We start from the raw sequence: 17,789 nt of genomic DNA on the forward strand, positions 1-17,789 counted from the left end.
GCGTGCCACACCGGGGGAGCAGAGCAGCGCGCGTCCTGGTGGTGACGACCCTGCTCGTCGCCGCCCTCGGCGGCTGGCGCACCCTGACGGCGCCGAGCTTCAGCGAGAGCGGCGTGCCCACGGTCTTCGTGGGCGACTCGATCACCCAGGCCGGGTCGGAGTCGTTCCGCGGGATGCCGAGCCGCCGGTCGTGGGTGCGCTACGTGGTGACCGACGAGCGCTCGCCCTGGCGCTTCGTCGCCAACGTCGCGGTGCGCGGCCAGCGCCTCGACGAGATGGCCGCGCGCTTCGAGCGCGACGTGCTGGCGCGCGACCCGGAGGCGGTGGTGGTCCTCGGCGGCACCAACGACGTGCTCCAGGGCGTGCCGGTGGCCGAGTCGCTGGTGCACCTCGAGGCCATGGTCACCGCGGCCCAGGACGCCGGCGCCCGGGTGTGGGTCGTCGCCCCGCCGCCGATGGCCCCTGCGCGCGGTGACGCCCGCCCGCTGCGCGACGCCCAGGAGGCGCTCGCCGAGGACCTCGGCGCGACCTGGGTCGACCCCACCTCCGCGGTCGGCGCCCCCGACGGCACGTGGCTGCCCGAGATGTCGCGCGACGGGGTGCACCCCACCCGCGAGGCCGCACGGCGCTGGGCGGCCTCCGTCCTCGCCGCCGTTCAGTAGACGAGCGCCTGGACCCCCTCGCCGAGGACCTCCTCGATGAAGCCGGCCGCTCCGGCGATGACGGCGCCCTCGCGCAGGTCGGTCTCGACGATGCCGCGGCGCGCGGCGCACTGGGTGCACGCGACGACCCTGCTGCCGGCGCCCACCGAGGCCAGCACGACGTCGACCAGCTCGGTGGCGGGGGTGGCGCCGGCGAGGCCGAGGTCGACGTCGCGGTCCGCCACGGCGTACCACGTCGCCTCGCCGGTCAGCCAGAGCGAGACCTCGGCGCCGGCGAGCACGGCGGTGGCGGCGACGGTGAGGCCCTGGTTGGACCGCTCGGCGTCCTCCGGGCCGCAGGTCACCTTGACGACGAGGCGGCGGGCTGCGGGGGTCTGAGGGGGCACGGGGCAAAGACTAGGGTGGTCGTCATGCCCTTCGAGCTGCCCGACAACCTGCACCCCGACTGCGGACCGGTCGCCTGGATGCTCGGCACCTGGCGCGGCAACGGCAAGGGCGACTACCCCACGATCGAGGCGTTCGACTACGGCCAGGAGCTGATCTTCACCCACGACGGGCGCCCGTTCTTCCACTACATGGCCCGCAGCTGGATCGTCGACGCCGACGGCCAGAAGCTGCGCGAGGGCGCCATCGAGACCGGCTTCCTGCGCTGCCGCGGCGAGGGCAAGGTGGAGCTGCTGCTCACCCACCACACCGGCATCGCCGAGATCTGGTACGGCGAGGCCGACGGCGGCAAGCTCGAGCTCACCACCGACGCGGTCGTGCGCACCGAGTCGGCCAAGGAGGTCACGGGCGGCAAGCGGCTCTACGGCAACGTCGAGGGCGACCTGCTGTACGCCGTCGACCTCGCCGCCGTCGGTCAGCCGCTGCAGCCCCACCTGTGGGCGCGGCTGCAACGCGCGTGAGCGACGAGCTGCGGGAGCGGCTGCGCGGCTCCGGCTACCGGATGACCCCGCAGCGCGAGCTGGTGCTGCGCGCCGTGGAGCACCTGGGCCACGCGACGCCCGACGAGGTGCACGCCGAGGTGCAGCGGCACTCGAGCGCGGTGAACCTGTCGACGGTCTACCGCACCCTCGAGGTGCTCGAGCAGCTCGGCCTGGTGCGCCACGCGCACCTCTCCGACCGGGCGCCGACCTACCACTCGGTGACCGACCACGAGCACTTCCACCTGGTCTGCCGGAATTGCTCCCGCGTCACCTCGGTTGGGGCAGGGGAGGCCGAGGCGTTCACCGGCGCGCTGCGGGCCCGGCACGGGTTCGTCGCCGACGTCGGCCACCTCACGGTCTTCGGCCGGTGCGAGGAGTGCGGGCCGACCGACGACGGTGCCTCGGAGACCGACCCCGAACGCGAGGAGAGCTGATGCGCAGCCCGCTGCTGGACCTGCCCGGAGCCGTCGACGGCGACGGGATCGACGCCGGGGTGCCGGCCCACTACGGGTCGTTCAACACCGAGCAGCGCACGCTGGTGGGCGGCGAGGGGTTCGTCGACCTGTCGCACCGCGACGTGGTGCGCGTCTCCGGGCCCGACCGGCTGACCTGGCTGCACTCGCTCACCACCCAGCACCTGCTCGACCTCGCCCCCGGGCAGTGGACCGGCGCGCTGGTGCTCAGCCCGCAGGGCCACGTCGAGCACGCCTTCGTCGGCGTCGACGACGGCGAGGCGTTCACCGCCCACACCGAGCCGGGCGCCGGCGAGGCGCTCGTGGCCTGGCTCGACCGGATGCGCTTCATGATGCGCGTCGAGGTCGCGCTCGTCACCGAGGAGGTCGCGGTGACGTGGCGGCCGGGCCGCGCGGGCGAGGGGCCCTACGACGCCTACGAGCTCGTGCCGCGTGCGCAGCTGACCGCCTACGCGGAGGCCGCCGGGCCCGCCTGCGGCCTGTGGGCCTTCGAGGCGCTGCGCATCGAGCGCGGCGAGCCGCGGCTCGGCCTCGACACCGACCACCGCACCATCCCCAACGAGGTCGGCTGGATCGGCTCCTCGGTGCACCTCGACAAGGGCTGCTACCGCGGGCAGGAGACCGTCGCGCGGGTCCACACCCTCGGGCGCCCGCCGCGCCGGCTGACGCTGCTGCACCTCGACGGCTCCGAGAACAGGCTGCCCACGCGCGGCGCCGAGGTGTTCGCCGCCGACGCCCCAGACCGCGCCGTCGGCTTCGTCGGCAGCTCCGCGCGCCACCACGAGCTCGGCCCGATCGCGCTCGCGGTGCTCAAGCGCAACGTGCCCGTCGACGCCGCCCTGGTCGTCGACGGCATGCCCGCCGGCCAGGAGGTCGTCGTCGACCCCGAGGTCGGACTGCACGTCCGGCCGCGCCTGCGCTGAGCCGCGGCGTACGCCCTCCGCCCCGGCCGGCCGCCCTGCGTCGGACGGATCACTTGTAACGCGCCGTTGGACGCACTACCTACCCCCGTCGGCGGGGGTGGGAGCGCTACCGACGGCGCGTTACATCTCGGCCGGTGGCGGGGTGAGGTCGGGGCGCAGCCGGCGCAGCGCCCCGTCGAAGGCGACGGGGTCGACGGTGCGGGCGTCGACGACGTACGGCGGGAGGCTGCGGCGGTGGAACAGCACCCGCCAGCCGCGTTCCCCGGGCTGACCCTCGATCTCCACGTGGTGGGAGCGGTCCGCGAGGTCGAAGCGGTGGTGGCTGTCGGCGGCCACGATGTCGACGACCGTGCCGACGATGCGCACCTGCGTGGGCCGGGCGCTGCCCCGGGCGCCGAGCACGGCCAGCGCGACCGTCGCGAGGGTGAGCCCGATGCCGAGCGGGGCCAGCAGGTCGCCGCGGGCGGCGACGTAGGCGACGCCCACCGCCGCGGCCAGCGCCCCGAGCAGCAGCAGCCCGCCGCCGAGCCGCACCCGGCGCTGCGGGGCGAACGTCTCGACGCGGGGCTCGTCCTCCGTCGCGACGGCGCGTACGCCGGTGCTCGCCGCAGCCTCGTCCGCCGCGGTCCCTGACTCCGCCTCGACCGGCTGCTCGACCGGCTGCTCGACCGGCTGCTCGGCCGGCTGCTCGGCGACCCGCTCCGTCGCCCGCTCCGCCTCCATCTCGGCGGCGAGCTCGTCCCAGGTGGTGCGGGGCGCCTGGGGTGCGCGGGTGTCCGCGACGTCGTCGGGCTCGCCCTCCACGCTGGCGTTCACCGCGCCGGCCGGCGCGGCTCCGAGCAGCGGGAGGGCGCCGGGTCGAGGGTCGTCCTCACCAGCCCCGGTGCCGAGGGCGGCGGGGGCGTGCGCGTCGCCGCGCCGCTTGCGCCCGAAGCGGCGCGATCCCTGATCGAGCAGTGCCGCCCGGGCGTCGGCCAGCTCGGCGGCGAGGGCGGCCGCGCGGCGCTCGGCGGCGCTGCGCTCGGCGAGGGCGGCCTCGGCGAGCTCGGCCTGACGGCGCACCGCGGCCTCGACGGCCACCCGGTCCTGCGACCGCTCGGCTGCGAGCTGCTCGGCCTGCGTGCGCAGCCGTGCCTGCTCGGTCGCGGCGCGCTCGGCGGCGAGGCGGGCCTCCTGCGCCTCGCGGAGCGCGGCGGCGTGCTCGGTCGCGGCGGCGGCCGCCTGGTCGAGGGCGGCGCGGGCCTGCGCGAGGGCGGCGGCCTGCTCGGCGGCGACGGCCTCGGCGGCAGCGAGCCGCTCCTGCACGGCCGCCTCGGTGGCGGCGCGGGCCTGCGCGGCCTCGGTGGCCGCGGTCTCGGCGGCGGCCCGCTCGGCGTGGGCCTGCTGGGCGGCCTCGGCCTGCGCGGCGGCCGCCTCGAGCGCCTCGGTGCGCGCCTGCTCGGCGGCCTCGACCTGGGCGGCCAGCGCGGCGGCGGCCTCCCGGGCGGCGGCCTCGTCGGTCGCGGCCTGGGCGGCGCGCTCGGCGGCGGCCCGGGCCGCCTCCTCGGCGGCGGTGCGCTCCGCCTGGGCGGCGGTGGCCGCCTCGGTCTGGGCGCGGGCGGTGTCCTCGGCGACCTGGCGGACGGCGGCGGCCTCGACGGCTGCCGCGCTGGCGGCCGCGGCGGCCTCGTCGGCGACCCGGCGCGCCTCGGCCTGCTCGGCGGCGGCCGCCTCCGCGAGCCGTCGGGCCTCGGCCGCCTGCTGCGCGGCGGCGTCGGCGGCGACGCGCGACTCCTGGGCCGCGGTGGCCTCGGCGGCGCGGTCGGCGGCCTCGCGGTGAGCGGCCTCCTCCGCCTGCGCAGCGGCCCCGGCCCGGGCGGCGACCTCCGCCGCGTGCTCCTCGGCGGCGGTCCGTGCGGCGAGCGCGGCGGTGGCGGCCTCGGCCTGCTGCGTGGCCGCGTCCTCGGCGGCGGCGCGCGCCTCGGCGGCCTGCTCGGCCCGGGCTGCGGCCGCGGCGGCGGCCTCGTCGGCGACCCGGCGGGCCTCGGCCTGCTCGGCGGCGGCCTCCTCCGCGAGCCGGCGGGCCTCGGCGGCCTCGCGGGCAGCGGCCTCGGCGGCCTCGCGCTCGGCCTGTGCCGCCTGCGCGGCCTCGGCGAACCGGGCGGCGGCGGCCTCGGTGTCGCCCACGTAGCGCTCGGAGGCGGCGGCCAGCTCCGCGGCGTACTGCTCGGCGCGCGCCGCACCCTCCTCCGCCAGCTCGCGGGCCCGCTGCTCGGCGGCTTCGCGCGCCTCGTGGGCGGCGCGGGCCTCCTCCGCGGCGGTGCGGGCGGCCTCCTCGGCGGCGGCGCGGTCGGCGGCGGCCTGCTCGGCCTCGGCGGCGCGCGCCTGGGCGGCCTCCTCGGCGGCGCGGCGCTCCTCCAGCGCGCGGGTGGCGGCGGCCTGGGCCTCGGCGGCCTCCTCGGCACGGGCCTGCGCCGTCGCCTCGGCGCCCTTGCGGCCGGCCGCGGCCGACGCGGCCATCTCGACGGCGCGGCGGGTGGCGCCCTCGGCCTCCTCGCGAGCACGCACGGCGCGGGCGACGGCCTCCTCCGCCTCGCCGGTGCGGGTGGTCAGGGCGGCGAGCGCCGCCTCGGCCTCGGCGCGGGCGGCGATCGCCTCGCGGGCGGCCTCGACCTGCTCGACGGCGCGCCGGTCGGCCTCCTCGCGGGCGCGCGCGGCAGCGGCGGCGGCCTCCTCGGCCACGAGCCGCTCGGCGGTCTGCTCGCTCGCGGCCAGCTCGGCGGCGCGGCGCAGCTCCTCGGCGCGGGTGGCGGCCGCGGTGGCGGCGTCGGCCCGGGCGACGGCCTGCGCGAGCGTCTCGGGCGGGGCGTCAGCCGGGTCGGGCGTCGCGTCGGCCGCGGCGACCCCGGGCACCGCCGGGTAGCCCGCCCGCGAGCGGCGCAGCCACCGCCGCGCGGTGCCGCCGTCGTCGTCCGGGCGCAGCCCGGCCTGCCCGGTGGGGGAGCCGGTGGGGGAGCCGGTGGCCCGGTCGTCCCGGGGGGCGTCGTCGTGCGGAGCGGCGGAGTCCATCGGGGCGCAGCCTAGCGACGCCGTGCCCCCGCCGCGGCGACTCACCGGGAGACGTCGCGTCCGGTGCAATTGCTGGGTTGTGGCCCGGTTACCGACGAGTAAGCGGGCCACAACTCAGCAATTGACCCGAATCGGCCCTATCACCCCCGCGCGTACTGCACGTGCGTGTCGGCCGCCGCGTGCGCGAAGCCGAGCCGGGAGTAGACCGCGACGGCGGGCGCGTTGTCGGACTCGACGTAGAGCAGCACCTCGCCCAAGCCGCGGCCGTGCAGGTGGTGCAGCCCGGCGAGCGTGAGCACCCCACCGAGACCGCGGCCCTGCGCGGCCGGCGCGATGCCGACGACGTACACCTCGCCGCGCAGCACGCCGTCGTCGCCGACGGGGTGCACCTTCGTCCAGTGGAAGCCGAGCAGCTCGCCGGTCGCGGTGTCGCGGGCGAGCAGCAGGCCGGCGGGGTCCCACCACGGCTCGTGGCGGCGTACGGCGAGCCCGTCCGCGTCGAGCGCACCTTGCTCGGGGTGGTGGGCGAAGGCGGCGGCGTTGACCGCGAGCACGTCGGCGGCGTCACGCTCGGCGTTCTCGTCGAAGCCGCTGATCGCGACCCCGTCCGGCACGACCACCTCCGGCAGCGGCACGGACGCGTCACGCCGCATCACCCACAGCTCGCGGACGCGCGCGAAGCCGAACCGGTCGGCGAGCACCGCCGCGCCGGGGTGGTCGCCGTGCGACCACGCGGTGAGCCGCTCGCCCTCCGTCACCTCGGCCACCTCTGCGAGCAGCGTCGAGCCGAGCCCGCGGCGCCGCGCGGCGGGGGCGACCACGACCGACAGCTCGTCGTCGACGAGCAGCGCGAACGCCTCGTCTGCCCGCCACCAGCCGATGTCAGCGGCGGGCCGGTGCCGCAACGCCAGCCAGGTCGCCTCGTCGAGCGGGGCGGCGCCGTCGGCGGCCTCCGCGGCCCGCGACACCTCCTCGACGTGGGCGAGGACGTCGGCGGGCAGCAGGTCCGGCTCGAGCACGCCGCCACCCTAGGTGCGGGAAGAAACCGCGGCCCCTCGGGCGTTCCATCCCGGTTGACGCTTCAACCGTCGATCCCCTGACCGTCCCCCCCACGCGCAGGAGTCCTCGTGAGCAGCCCCACCGCCTCCGTCCGCACCCTCCCCGAGCGGATCACCCGTCGCGACGCCGACCCGGTCCCGCCGCCCGCCCCGCCGGCGCAGAAGGGCGTCGCCGCCGTCGGCGTCGCGATCGCCGCGGTCCTGGTCGCGGTCACCCTGACCTCGCAGGGCTGGCGGGAGGCCGCGCTGCTCCTGCTCGGCACGGGCCTCGGCTTCGCGCTCTTCCACGCCCGCTTCGGCTTCACCTCCGCGTGGCGCCAGCTCGTCGCGGTCGGCCAGGGCAAGGCCCTGCGCGCCCACACCGTGCTGCTCGGCGCGACCGCGATCCTCTTCGCGCCGTTCCTCGCCGCGGGTGTGAGCCCCACCGGCGTCGACGTGTCGGGCTATGTCTCCCCGCTCGGCATCGGCCTGGTCTTCGGCGCGGTCGTCTTCGGCCTCGGCATGCAGATCGGCGGCGCCTGCGCCTCCGGCACGCTCTACGCCGTGGGCTCGGGCCACACCTCGATCCTGCTGACGCTCTTCGGCTTCGTCGTAGGCGCGACGGTCGGCGCCGCCCACCTCGGCTGGTGGCAGGGCCTGCCGGGCACCCAGGACCCGGTGTCGTTCGCTGAGGTCTTCGGCGGCCACGCGGGCGGCCTCGCGGTGACCCTGGCGCTGCTCGGCCTCGTCGTCGCCGCGACGTACGTCGTGGGCAAGCGCCGCAACCCGCCGCCGGTCGCCCCGGTGGCCACCGCCGGCGGGGTGGCCCGGGTGCTGCGCGGCTCCTGGCCGCTGTGGGTCGGCGCGCTCGCGCTGGCCGTGCTCAACCTCGGCGTCCTGCTGGTCTCGGGCTCGCCGTGGGGCGTGACGACCGCGTTCGCGCTGTGGGGCTCGAAGGCCGCCGGCGCGCTCGGGATCGCCGAGCCCGCGACGTGGGACTTCTGGGCCAGCCGCTCGGCGACGCTCGAGGGCTCGGTGCTCGCCGAGACCACCAGCCTGACCAACTTCGGCATCATGGTCGGCGCGCTGATCGCCTCGGCGCTGGCCGGCGCGTTCACGCTGCACCGCCGCATCCCGCTCAAGCTCGCCGCGGGCGCGATCATCGGCGGCATCCTCATGGGCTACGGCGCGCGCCTGGCCTACGGCTGCAACATCGGCGCCTACCTCGGCGGCATCAGCTCGCAGAGCCTGCACGGCTGGGTCTGGGGCCTCGCGGCGCTGGCAGGCACCTGGTTCGGCATCCGGCTGCGCCCGTTCTTCGGCCTCTCGCGCCCGGTGAGCAGCGACAGCGTCTGCTGAGTCGGGCACCGCGGTGCCCGACTCGGGCGACGCGCCTCAGGCGTCCTCGCGCTCGGCGTCCGGCGCGTCGGCCGCCTCCGAGCGCTCGCGCTCCTGCGCCGGCAGCACGAAGCGGTAGCCCACGTTGCGCACGGTGCCGATGAGCGTCTCGTGCTCGGGGCCGAGCTTGGCGCGCAGCCGCCGCACGTGCACGTCGACGGTGCGGGTGCCGCCGAAGTAGTCGTAGCCCCAGACCTCCTGCAGCAGCTGCTGGCGGGTGAAGACCCGGCCCGGGTGCTGCGCGAGGTGCTTGAGCAGCTCGAACTCCTTGAAGGTCAGGTCGAGCGCGCGCCCGCCGAGCTTCGCGGTGTAGGTCGCGTCGTCGACCACGACCTCGCCCGAGCGGATCACGTGGGACTCGGGATCGGCGGCCTCGCGCTCGGCGGCGAGCCGGCCGATCGCCAGCCTGATCCGCGCCTCGAGCTCGGCGGGGCCGCAGGTGTGGAGCACCACGTCGTCCATGCCCCAGTCGACGGCGACGACCGACAGCCCGCCCTCGGTGACGACGAGCAGCACGGGCGCGTCGGTGCCCGTCGTGCGCATCAGCCGGCACAGGTCGCGGGCGAGCGCGAGCTCTTGGCGACCGTCGACGAGCACGAGGTCGGCGGCGGGGGCCTCGAGCAGCGCGCTGCCCTCGGCGGGCAGCACCTTCACGCTGTGGCCCAGGAGGGACAGGCCGGGCAGCACCTCGGCGGAGGGCTGCAAGGCGCTGGTGAGCAGCAGCAGCTGGCTCATCGTGCTCCCCTCGGAGGGGTCACGCCGCGCGCCGTACGTCGTCGGACCGCGCGCCACGTGCCGGGTCTCGGAGGTGCGACTCTACCGCGCTACGACGCTTGCGCTCCGCTGCTCGCGCGGTCTGCGACCATCGGGGCGTGAGCCAGACCATCACCCTGCGCTACTGGGCCGCCGCCAAGGCCGCGGCCGGCACCGACGCCGACGAGGTCGCCGTCGACGGGCCCGTCACCTTGTCGCGGCTGCTGCTCGAGGCCCGTCGGCTGCACCCGGAGGGTCGCCTGCCGGGGGTGCTCGAGGTCTGCTCGGTGCTCGTGGAGGACCGTCCCGTCGCCTCCGACGACCCCGCCGAGGTGCTCGTGCAGCCGGGGGAGACGGTGCAGTTCCTGCCGCCCTTCGCCGGCGGCTGAGCACTCGACCCACCCGTCCGTACGCCGCTCCGTGCGGTCGGCGCGCCGGTCACCCCGCGCGGGTGGTCGGAGGCGGGTGGGGTGCGCCCACGGCGGTGCTAGACCGGAGGTGGACCTCGTCCCCGACCCGGAGGCACCCCTGTGCGCCGTGCACCAGTCGTCCCGTCCGCCCTCTCCTCGGCCCTGCTCGCCGTCGCCCTCGTCGGCTGCGGCGGCGCCCCGCCGAGCGTCGAGCAGGAGGAGCTGGAGCAGCGGGTGCTCGAGCACGTCGAGTCCGAGACGGGCGTGCTCCCCGACGAGGCGACCTGCCCCGCCCAGCTGCGCGGCGAGGTCGGCAACCAGACCGAGTGCCTCATCGCGATCGAGGACGTCGTGGACGTCTCGGTCGAGGTGGAGGTCGTCGAGGTGACCGGCGACAGCCCCGACGACGTCGAGCTCGGCTTCGAGGTCGCCGACCTCGAGGACCTCCCGCCCACCGAGTAGCCGAGGGGTCGCGCGCTGCGCTCACGTCGAGGGGTCACGCGCTGCGCTGACGCCGAGGGGTCGCGCGCTGCGCTGACGCCGAGGGGTCGCGCGCTGCGCTCGTGCCGAGGGGTCACGCCCGCGCGCCTGGTGCGCGGTCGTGACCCCTCGTCGGTGCGGTCGGTGCCTCAGCTCTCGATCGCGGTGCGCTCCTCCTCGTGCTCGCTGGAGCCGAGGTGCTGCACCTCGATCTTGCGCGGCTTCGCCCGCTCGGCGACCGGCACGTGCAGCCGCAGGACGCCGTCGCGGTAGGCCGCCTCGATGTGCTCGAGGTCCAGGTTGTCGCCGAGCACGAGCTGGCGGCTGAAGGCGCCGCGCGGGCGCTCGCTGGCGAGCATCTCCCAGTCACCGTTGCGCGCGACGCGCTCGGCGCGGACGGTCAGCACGTTGCGCTCGACGTCGAGGTCGATCGACTCCGGCGCGACACCCGGCAGGTCGAACTCGAGCACGAACCGGTCCCCCTCGCGCCAGGCGTCCATCGGCATGACGGCCGGGCGGTTGGTGGTGCCCATGAGCTGCTGGGCGAGCCGGTCGAACTCGCGGAACGGGTCAGCGGTGCGGATCAGCATCTCTCTCACTCCCTTGCAGGACACCACCGCAGAACCTGTATCTGCGGTTACAGGTTTGTTGTAGCGCGGAGATCACCTACAGTCAAGCGCGTGACCCCGCCGCCTCCCACCGCCACCCGGGTCGCCGCCCACGTCGCGGTCTACGCGATCTCGGTCGCCGCCGAGATGGCCGAGACGCCGGTGCAGAACCTCCGCGTCTACGAGCGCAAGGGCCTGGTCTCCCCGAGCCGCACCGCCGGCGGCACCCGCCTCTACAACCCCGCCGACGTCGAGCGGGTGCAGCGCATCCGCGCCCTCCTCGACGCCGGCTTGAACCTCGCCGGCATCGCCGCCGTGCTCGAGCTGGAGGAGGAGGTCGCCGCCCTGCGCCAGGAGGTACGCCGCCTCCGCGCGCGACGCTGACCGTCGGTGCGGCGTCGCGCCCCCTACCCGACGGACCGATCGTCTCCGTCGGGGTCCTCGGACTCGCCGCGGTGGCCCACCTCGCCCTCGTCGTCTCGCCGGTCGGCGTGAAGGTCCGTTGCGCGGGGTCGCCAGGACTGCAGCACGTCGAGGTCGTCCTGGGCGACGCTGAAGTCGCACGTGGTGCCGTAGGCGTCGCGCACCCGGACGCGGCGCCCCAGCAGGCCACGTCGGCCGACCTCGACCTCGATCGGGAGCCAGAGCCGGGTGGGTGGCACCTCGTAGGCCGCTGCGAGCACGAGTGCCGCCACGTCGGTGAGGAGGACGAGGCTCGACACGGTGCTCGAGCAGGGCAGCACGCGCCGTACGTGCTCGTCGGGCCCCAGCCAGCGGGGCAGCGTTGCGTGGTGGTCAGCCAGCTCGCGGAGCGTGTGGCGAGTGCCGCTCACGCCCGCAGTCCGCGGATCCGCAGCCAGCAGCTGCTCTGTCGTCTTCCGCACCGGACCCCCCGTCCTCGACCCGCGCAGCCTGCCACGACGGGGCCGGCCCTGCCACCGCTGGTCGAGCAGTGCTGGCCCTGCTACCGCTGGTCGAGCAGAGCCGCCAGGCCCGCGTCGGGACCCCGTGAGCCACCGACGACCTCAGGGCAGACCCGTCCCAGGACGGACGTCTCCTCAGCACCGCCGCTGGAACGTCACGCTGCCGTCGGGGTGCGAGACCGTGTCGTAGGCCGGGTCGTGGATGCGGGCGTGGTGCCGGGGACACAGCAACCGGCCGTTGGCCTTGTCGGTCGGCCCGCCTCTGCTCCACGGGATGTCGTGGTGCGCGTGGCACATCCCGGGTGGCCAGTCGCAGCCGGCGGCGGTGCAACCGCCCTGCTCGATCTCGAGGGCGCGGCGCTGTGCGGGGGAGAAGAGCCGCTGTGTGCGACCCAGGTCCAGCACCTCGCAGCGTCCGCCCAGCACGACCGGCGCGATGCCGGACTCGCAGGCGAGCATCCGGGCCCGCCCGGCGCTGATGCGCGTGCCGGTGCTCAGCGTCGCGACCCCGAGCCCGCCCATCAGTGTCTCGAGCGACATCGTGACCGTCACGGTGGCGGGCAGTCCGCCGGCGCGGGGGAGGTCCTTCACCAGGTAGCGCTCGATCAGCTCGCACAGCGCCTGGCCGCGGCGCAGCGGCATCGACGGCCGCTCTCCACCGGCCGCCACCCCTGCGCCGGACTCGGGCTGCGAACCGACGCCCGAGCCGACACCCGACACCGCACCCGGCTCCGCACCCGACTCCGCGCCCGAGCCGCAGCCCGCACCGCCGTCCTCCGTCGCCCGGCGCGCCCGCTGGTGCTTCGGCGCCGCGATCGCGTCGAGGAGCGTGCGCAGCCGGTCGCCGTGCTCGGTGGGGATCGCGAAGCGACCCCGGGTCGTGCCGTGGCCGTCGTCGCTCATGGTCAGCGTCGCTGCCCGCCGCGCCTCGCGCTCCTCCCGCTCGAGCCGCTCGCGCTCCACCTCGTCGGCGACGTCGGGGGCGACGACCTCGAGCACCTTGCGACCGAGGGCGCGCAGCTCGAGCGCGTCGTGGACGGCCGCGCAGTCGAGCAGGAACGTCGCGGCCTCGGCCCGCACGCGGGCGTCGACCCGGTCGGTCGGCAGGGCGTCGACCGCGGCGGTGATGGCCCGCGCCTGGTCGAGGTGCACCCGCCCGTCGGCAAGCGCGTCGGCCACCGCCCGGTGACGCGGCTCGGCGAGCGTCGCGGCCACCCGCGCGTCGCGGAAGCAGTCGGGTCGCGTGCGGCGGGTGTGCGACGCGGCCCAGGCGGCCGTCGACGTCGCACCCGTGGTGCCACCGGCGCCGTCCTCGACCGCCTGCGCGGTCACCCGCAGCCGCAGGGCCGCGACCTGCGCCTCGAGCGCGGCGATGGCGACCAGCGCCTCGCCGAGGTCGGTCTCCGTCATCGACCAGGTCGGCGAGCCCACGACCCGGGTGACGGTCTCGGAGGCCTCCGTGAGCGCGTCGCACACCGGGTGGTGCGACGTCGTCCCGCTCCGGATGGCCATGGGCCATTCTGACATGTCCAGCACGAGAGTGCAACATATCCGTACACACGTTCGACAGTCGGCCCGGCGTAGCAGCGGCCACCCACGACGTACGACGCCGCCCGCACCAGCGTGTGGGCGGACGGCGGCGAGCTGGGGGAGGGACGGGCTACTCGTCCTCGAGCAGCACGTCGTCGGCCACGCCCTCGGGCACCTCGTCGGGGCGGCGGTGCTGCGGGTCGTCGAAGCGCGTGGCCTCGGCGGGGTAGGCCTCGCCCACGGGGTGGGCGCCGCCTGCGGGCGAGCCCTGCGCGGGGTCGTACTGCCCCTCGGCCGCGGCCCCCTCGGTCGTCGAGCTCGGCTCGGCCTGCTCGCCGGAGTCGCTGACGCGACCGGTCGCGCCGTCCGTCTGCTGCGGGTCCTGCGTGCTCACGCGATCACCTCTCGCTGTCGGGTGCCGGCTCCGTACCCTCCGGAGCGCGCGCCATGCCGCGCAGCACCGACCCAGCGCACGCCCTCACCCGGGCAGCGGCTCCCACGACCGCCCGAGGTCGGCCGACGTCGCGGTGCGACCGTCGGAGCCCACCAGGTCGATGCGGCCGTCGAGCGTGGTGGTGAGGCTGCGAGGGTTCGGGAAGGGGAAGGACACCGCGCGCCACGTGCCGCGCCGCAGGTCGACCACCCAGGCGCGCTCGCTGTCGTCGACGAGCGCGAGGTCGCCCCCGAGCGGCTGCACCCGGGTCTCGAAGACGTAGCCGTCGTCGCGGATGCGCTCGGGCACCCGCTGCCACCCCGCGGCCGGCCGACGCCGGTCGAGGACCCACAGGGAGTCGATGGTGTCCTCGGCCCCGACCGCGATGACGGTCAGCACGACGTGGTGCTCGGTCAGCGCGATGCCGCGCGTGGAGCGTCCCGCCGGCGTCTCCAGGCTGTCGAGGCGCCACGGCGCCCTCCCGGTCGGCGCGTGCCACACCCGCGTCGGCTCACCCGCCCGCGTGGTCGCGCCGAGCGCCCACAGCCCGCCGGCCGCGTCGACCAGCGGACCGCCCTCGGCGCGCCCCGGCGGCAGCGCCGGTCGGAAGAGCGTGCGCGTCGACGGCCGGAAGTGCCGCAGCGGGAAGCTGGGCAGCGCGACGTCGCCCGCCCGCCCCGGCAGCCGACGGCCCGCGATCGTGACCGGCGCGAGGTCCTCGTCGGGCGTGAGCACCTCCCACGAGGTCGCCCGCCCCTCGGGGCCGCGAGCGAGCAGGAAGCCGTCGGGGAGGGCGTACGCCTGGAGTCCCGCGCCGCGCCCCCGTGACGGGCGGTCGGGCCCCTCGACGACCACCTCGCCGGAGTCGTCGTAGACGCGGAAGGCGGCGTTGATCGGCCCCTCGTCGTCGTCGGAGGTGGCGCGGGCGACGACCAGCACCCGCCCGTCACCCGCCCGCACGGCCTCGGTGGCGCGGCCGACCTCGAAGATCTCCGCCGGCGTCGCCCGCGGGTCGTCGGCCACCTCGAGCTCGCTGCGCGACCCGAGCCCGCCCCCGCCGGAGCAGGCGCTGAGCACCAGCGCAGCGAGCAGGCCGGCCGCGCCTGCGAGTCGGGTCCGAGACGTCATGCGCGCATGCTGCCACCCCGCGCCGACACCCCGCCGACACCGCATCGAGCCCGACCCCGGGCGCAGCAACGCCCCGGCCGCCGCTGCGCGGCCGGGGCGTTGGCTGAGGTGGAGCTGGTGGGTCACCGGGGGGTGACCCGAGGGCTCACCGCTCCGGCGGGATGACCGGCTGGGTGGCGTTGGGGTCGTAGCCGCTGTCGTAGCCCGTCGACGTGCCCGGCGTGGTGCCGTAGCCGGCACCCGTGCCGCCCGTCGAGCCGTAGCCGGCGGTCGAGCCCGAGGTGGAGTACGACGGGGTGTCGTGCGAGCCGCCCGACTGGCTCGGGACCTGCTGCTCGGCACGCTCGCGACCGGTCTGCGCGTCGCGCTTGGCCTGCTCCTTGGCCTCGCGGCCCTTCGACTGCGCGTCGCGCAGCATCGAGGCGGCGACCTCACGGCCGCCCAGGCCGAAGGCGAGGGCCAGGCCGAGAGCCAGGGAGAACATGATCGCGGCGAAGGCGATGCGCACGATGTCCTCGGCGATGCGGAGCTGGTCGAGGATCATGAAGAAGGCGATGACCATGACGATCGCCGGCACGACGGTCGCGACGACCTTGCCGGTCGGGGTGTCGCCCATGACCTTGGCGACGCCACCGGCGACCGCGCCGGCGATGGCGGCGGCGACCACGAAGATGACGATCGCGACGATCACGTTGGGCAGGTAGGCCAGCACCTGGTTCATGAAGGCGGTGACGGCGGCGATCTTCAGAGCGCCGATCGCGGCGACGGCGAAGAAGGCGAAGACGAGCCAGAAGACGACGCGGGCGATGCCGTTGCTCGGGCTCGCGCCGGGCATCACGCGCTCGACGTATTGGTGTGCTGACGACTCGTGCAGGTGCCGGTCGAGGCCGGCCTTCTGGAAGACCGTGCGCAGCGCTGCCTGCACGACCTTCGCGATGATGAAGCCGACCAGCAGGATGACTGCGAAGCCGAGCAGGTTGGGCAGGAAGGCGAAGAACGAGTCCGTCGCGTTCCGGAAGCTTGCTCCGATGTCCATAGATCTTCCGTCCTGTCGTCAGGGGAGCTGTCCAGACCTCGTACCCGGCCTCTCCGGACGCATGCCCCACCCGTTTCAACGGTGGTTCGGTGGCTCGCAAGCGCTCAACGGGTGAAATGTTGGGATGGGATGAGACAAACCCGTGACCCACCCGCTACGGTCTCCTCACCTACACCAATCACGTGGCTCGGCGACGGTCCACTCGATGCAACATGGGGTGAGAATTCAGTGAAGTCCCTCGTCGGCCTGATCGCGGCCGTTCTGCTCAGCAGCGGCCTCATGGTCGCTACCACGTCGACCTCGGCCAGCGCTGCCTACCCGCGCTCGGTCCCGACAGCCTGCTTCATCGCCGGCGACCGCAACAGCGTGACCCTCCGCGTGACTGCGCCCACCGTCGACAGCAAGCCGGCTGGCAAGGTGCAGATCCGCGTCAAGAAGAACGGCAAGGTCGTCCGCTTCCGCAAGGGCCGCATCGGCGGCGAGCGCGCGAAGACCTTCGGCTACCGCCCGCTGCGCAACGGCGTCTACGACGCGTTCTTCGTCTTCAACCCCGACCGCAACGTCTACAAGTGGTGCACCAAGACCTCGACCCTCGAGATCGGCTGACACCAGCACCTGCCTCGTCGACGGGCGCGCCACCTCCGGGTGGCGCGCCCGTCGCCGTTCTCCGCCACGGAATGCCGCTGCCTCCCGCGTCGTTGAGCTCACCGTGACCCCCGGCGCCTTGATCCTCCTCGCCACCGTCGCCCTGGCCCTCGCCTTCGGCGCCTGGCGACGCTTCAGCGACGGCCGCTTCCGCCCGAACACGTTGGTCGAGCAGGGCCGCCAGGCGAACCCGCTGATCGAGCAGGGCCGCCAGGCCCGTGTCGAGACCGAGCAGGCCCGCCAGCCCACCCCGCTGGTCGAGCAGGCCCGCCAGGGCCGTGTCGAGACCCCCGCAACCCCACCGCCGACCTCCCTCCTCGCTGACACCCCGTACGACGCCCAGCGCGGCGAGCGCGCCACCTTGCTGCAGTTCTCGAGCGCCTTCTGCGCCCCCTGCCGCGCGACCCGCCGAGTGCTGGGCGACATCGCCGAGGTGGTCCCCGGCGTGACCCACGTCGAGGTCGACGCCGAGCAGCAGCTCGAGCTGGTCCGCCGGCTCGGCGTCCTGCGCACGCCGACCACCGTCGTGCTCGACCGGCACGGCCGCGAGGTCACGCGGGCGGCAGGCGCGCCGCGCAAGGAGCAGGTGCTGACCGCCCTCGCCGAGGCCGGCCTCCAGTGACCCTGTCTCGACAACCGGACACGCATCCCGAGCAGCGAGACGCCGGTTCGGTGCGCCGCCGCGCCACCCCTACTCTTGCTCCCGTGCCGACGACCATGCTGACCAAGCGACGCGCAGTGGACCACTGCCGCGTGCGCTCGGCGCTGTGTCGCGAGCCCTGACGGACGCCTCACGCTGCCCTCTCGCGGCTTCACCGCTCGCAGCCTGACGTCCGTGCCCACCCGGCCTGATCCGTCCACGTCAGCAGGAGCACCATGTCCACCACGTCCGCGCCACGCGTCGCCGCCCAGGCGAGCGCGCAGGTCGACCCCCGCGGCCAGCGGTTCGCCGCGTCGCTGACGGTCGTCGTGCTCGCCGTCGTGCTGCTGACGGCCCCCAGCGGCCTCGCGACGGGCCTGCTGGCCGCGCAGGCGGCCCTCTTCGCCACCGCGGTGGCGCTCGGCGTGCAGCGCACCCCGGTCGCCTGGCTCTACCGCACCGTGGTGCGCCCCCGCTTCGGCCCGCCGGCCGAGACCGAGGACGCCGCGCCCCCGCGCTTCGCCCAGGCCGTCGGCCTGGCCTTCGCGGCGGTCGGCCTCGTCGGCTTCCTGACCGGCGCCACGGCGCTCGGCCTGGTCGCCACGGCCTTCGCCCTGGCCGCCGCCCTGCTCAACGCCGCCTTCGGCTTCTGCCTGGGCTGCGAGATGTACCTCCTGCTCAAGCGTGCCACCGCCTGAGCACCACCCACCCAGACCCCGCACCAACCCAAGGAGCA

Annotated in this window: 21 protein-coding genes; 11 read left to right on the forward strand and 10 right to left on the reverse strand. The window is 75.9% G+C overall.

All coding sequences use genetic code 11. The annotated features are described in order from the left end of the window. Positions 1-2 precede the first annotated feature (2 nt). Complete coding sequence (locus BJ989_RS04950) at positions 3-662, forward strand: GDSL-type esterase/lipase family protein (RefSeq protein ID WP_179517242.1); 660 nt, start codon at positions 3-5, stop codon at positions 660-662. Here BJ989_RS04950 and BJ989_RS04955 read toward each other — a convergent pair. Continuing rightward, complete coding sequence (locus BJ989_RS04955) at positions 656-1,048, reverse strand: DsrE family protein (protein ID WP_179517243.1); 393 nt, start codon at positions 1,046-1,048, stop codon at positions 656-658. The two genes, BJ989_RS04950 and BJ989_RS04955, sit on opposite strands and share 7 nt — an antisense overlap. A gap of 24 nt (positions 1,049-1,072) precedes the next feature. On the opposite strand from BJ989_RS04955, the gene BJ989_RS04960 reads away from it, so the two are divergent. From BJ989_RS04960 to ygfZ, 3 genes are read left to right on the forward strand one after another with little or no spacing between them, the layout of a single operon-like run. Then, positions 1,073-1,567 carry a heme-binding beta-barrel domain-containing protein gene (locus tag BJ989_RS04960; protein ID WP_179517244.1) on the forward strand — a complete coding sequence of 165 codons (495 nt, stop codon included), beginning with the start codon at positions 1,073-1,075 and terminating at the stop codon, positions 1,565-1,567. Then, complete coding sequence (locus tag BJ989_RS04965) at positions 1,564-2,022, forward strand: Fur family transcriptional regulator (protein ID WP_343049104.1); 459 nt, start codon at positions 1,564-1,566, stop codon at positions 2,020-2,022. The genes BJ989_RS04960 and BJ989_RS04965 overlap by 4 nt, the downstream gene beginning before the upstream one ends. Beyond that, on the forward strand, positions 2,022-2,984 hold the full coding sequence (gene ygfZ, locus BJ989_RS04970; protein WP_179517245.1) for a CAF17-like 4Fe-4S cluster assembly/insertion protein YgfZ: 963 nt from the start codon (positions 2,022-2,024) through the stop codon (positions 2,982-2,984). Before BJ989_RS04965 ends, ygfZ begins: the two co-directional genes overlap by 1 nt. A gap of 120 nt (positions 2,985-3,104) precedes the next feature. Here ygfZ and BJ989_RS04975 read toward each other — a convergent pair whose 3' ends face one another. Together BJ989_RS04975 and mshD are read right to left on the reverse strand one after the other, a co-directional pair. Continuing rightward, positions 3,105-6,032, reverse strand: coding sequence for a hypothetical protein (locus BJ989_RS04975; RefSeq protein ID WP_179517246.1), 2,928 nt, complete (start codon positions 6,030-6,032; stop codon positions 3,105-3,107). Positions 6,033-6,172: 140 nt separating this feature from the next. Further along, entirely contained in the window at positions 6,173-7,051 is an 879-nt protein-coding gene (mshD, locus tag BJ989_RS04980) for a mycothiol synthase (protein ID WP_179517247.1), read from the reverse strand. 108 nt (positions 7,052-7,159) lie between these two features. On the opposite strand from mshD, the gene BJ989_RS04985 reads away from it, so the two are divergent. Continuing rightward, positions 7,160-8,428 carry a YeeE/YedE thiosulfate transporter family protein gene (locus BJ989_RS04985; RefSeq protein WP_179517248.1) on the forward strand — a complete coding sequence of 423 codons (1,269 nt, stop codon included), beginning with the start codon at positions 7,160-7,162 and terminating at the stop codon, positions 8,426-8,428. Between the two features lie 36 nt (positions 8,429-8,464). Here the strand turns inward: BJ989_RS04985 and BJ989_RS04990 are convergent, their stop codons facing one another. Beyond that, on the reverse strand, positions 8,465-9,202 hold the full coding sequence (locus BJ989_RS04990) for a response regulator transcription factor (protein ID WP_179517249.1): 738 nt from the start codon (positions 9,200-9,202) through the stop codon (positions 8,465-8,467). 137 nt (positions 9,203-9,339) lie between these two features. Here BJ989_RS04990 and BJ989_RS04995 point away from each other — a divergent pair, with 137 nt between their 5' ends. Continuing rightward, positions 9,340-9,609 (forward strand): MoaD/ThiS family protein, encoded by a 270-nt coding sequence (locus BJ989_RS04995; RefSeq protein ID WP_179517250.1) that lies wholly within the window; start codon positions 9,340-9,342, stop codon positions 9,607-9,609. A gap of 141 nt (positions 9,610-9,750) precedes the next feature. Beyond that, complete coding sequence (locus BJ989_RS05000) at positions 9,751-10,092, forward strand: DUF4333 domain-containing protein (protein ID WP_179517251.1); 342 nt, start codon at positions 9,751-9,753, stop codon at positions 10,090-10,092. Positions 10,093-10,259: 167 nt separating this feature from the next. Here the strand turns inward: BJ989_RS05000 and BJ989_RS05005 are convergent, their stop codons facing one another. After that, complete coding sequence (locus BJ989_RS05005) at positions 10,260-10,697, reverse strand: Hsp20/alpha crystallin family protein (protein ID WP_425490015.1); 438 nt, start codon at positions 10,695-10,697, stop codon at positions 10,260-10,262. Between the two features lie 93 nt (positions 10,698-10,790). Here BJ989_RS05005 and BJ989_RS18150 point away from each other — a divergent pair, with 93 nt between their 5' ends. After that, positions 10,791-11,102 (forward strand): MerR family transcriptional regulator, encoded by a 312-nt coding sequence (locus BJ989_RS18150; RefSeq protein WP_343049105.1) that lies wholly within the window; start codon positions 10,791-10,793, stop codon positions 11,100-11,102. A gap of 23 nt (positions 11,103-11,125) precedes the next feature. Here BJ989_RS18150 and BJ989_RS05015 read toward each other — a convergent pair whose 3' ends face one another. The 5 genes from BJ989_RS05015 to BJ989_RS05035 all read right to left on the reverse strand — a co-directional run bounded on the left by BJ989_RS05015 (position 11,126) and on the right by BJ989_RS05035 (position 15,768). After that, on the reverse strand, positions 11,126-11,551 hold the full coding sequence (locus BJ989_RS05015; protein ID WP_179517253.1) for a hypothetical protein: 426 nt from the start codon (positions 11,549-11,551) through the stop codon (positions 11,126-11,128). Between the two features lie 225 nt (positions 11,552-11,776). After that, positions 11,777-13,153 carry an HNH endonuclease signature motif containing protein gene (locus tag BJ989_RS05020; protein WP_179517254.1) on the reverse strand — a complete coding sequence of 459 codons (1,377 nt, stop codon included), beginning with the start codon at positions 13,151-13,153 and terminating at the stop codon, positions 11,777-11,779. Between the two features lie 148 nt (positions 13,154-13,301). Then, complete coding sequence (locus BJ989_RS05025) at positions 13,302-13,565, reverse strand: hypothetical protein (protein ID WP_179517255.1); 264 nt, start codon at positions 13,563-13,565, stop codon at positions 13,302-13,304. Between the two features lie 84 nt (positions 13,566-13,649). Beyond that, the gene (locus BJ989_RS05030; protein WP_179517256.1) at positions 13,650-14,732 is read right to left on the reverse strand and encodes a hypothetical protein; all 1,083 of its coding nucleotides are present in this window, start codon (positions 14,730-14,732) and stop codon (positions 13,650-13,652) included. Between the two features lie 145 nt (positions 14,733-14,877). Continuing rightward, a complete protein-coding gene (locus BJ989_RS05035; protein WP_179517257.1) occupies positions 14,878-15,768 on the reverse strand; it encodes a mechanosensitive ion channel family protein in 891 nt (296 codons plus the stop codon). A gap of 228 nt (positions 15,769-15,996) precedes the next feature. Here BJ989_RS05035 and BJ989_RS05040 point away from each other — a divergent pair, with 228 nt between their 5' ends. The 3 genes from BJ989_RS05040 to BJ989_RS05050 all read left to right on the forward strand — a co-directional run bounded on the left by BJ989_RS05040 (position 15,997) and on the right by BJ989_RS05050 (position 17,751). Next, complete coding sequence (locus BJ989_RS05040; RefSeq protein ID WP_179517258.1) at positions 15,997-16,374, forward strand: hypothetical protein; 378 nt, start codon at positions 15,997-15,999, stop codon at positions 16,372-16,374. Between the two features lie 103 nt (positions 16,375-16,477). Then, a complete protein-coding gene (locus BJ989_RS05045) occupies positions 16,478-17,035 on the forward strand; it encodes a thioredoxin domain-containing protein (RefSeq protein WP_179517259.1) in 558 nt (185 codons plus the stop codon). Between the two features lie 254 nt (positions 17,036-17,289). Next, on the forward strand, positions 17,290-17,751 hold the full coding sequence (locus BJ989_RS05050; protein WP_179517260.1) for a DUF4395 domain-containing protein: 462 nt from the start codon (positions 17,290-17,292) through the stop codon (positions 17,749-17,751). Positions 17,752-17,789 lie beyond the last annotated feature (38 nt).

The organism is Nocardioides perillae, from assembly GCF_013409425.1.
Classification (GTDB): Bacteria; Actinomycetota; Actinomycetes; order Propionibacteriales; family Nocardioidaceae; genus Nocardioides; species Nocardioides perillae.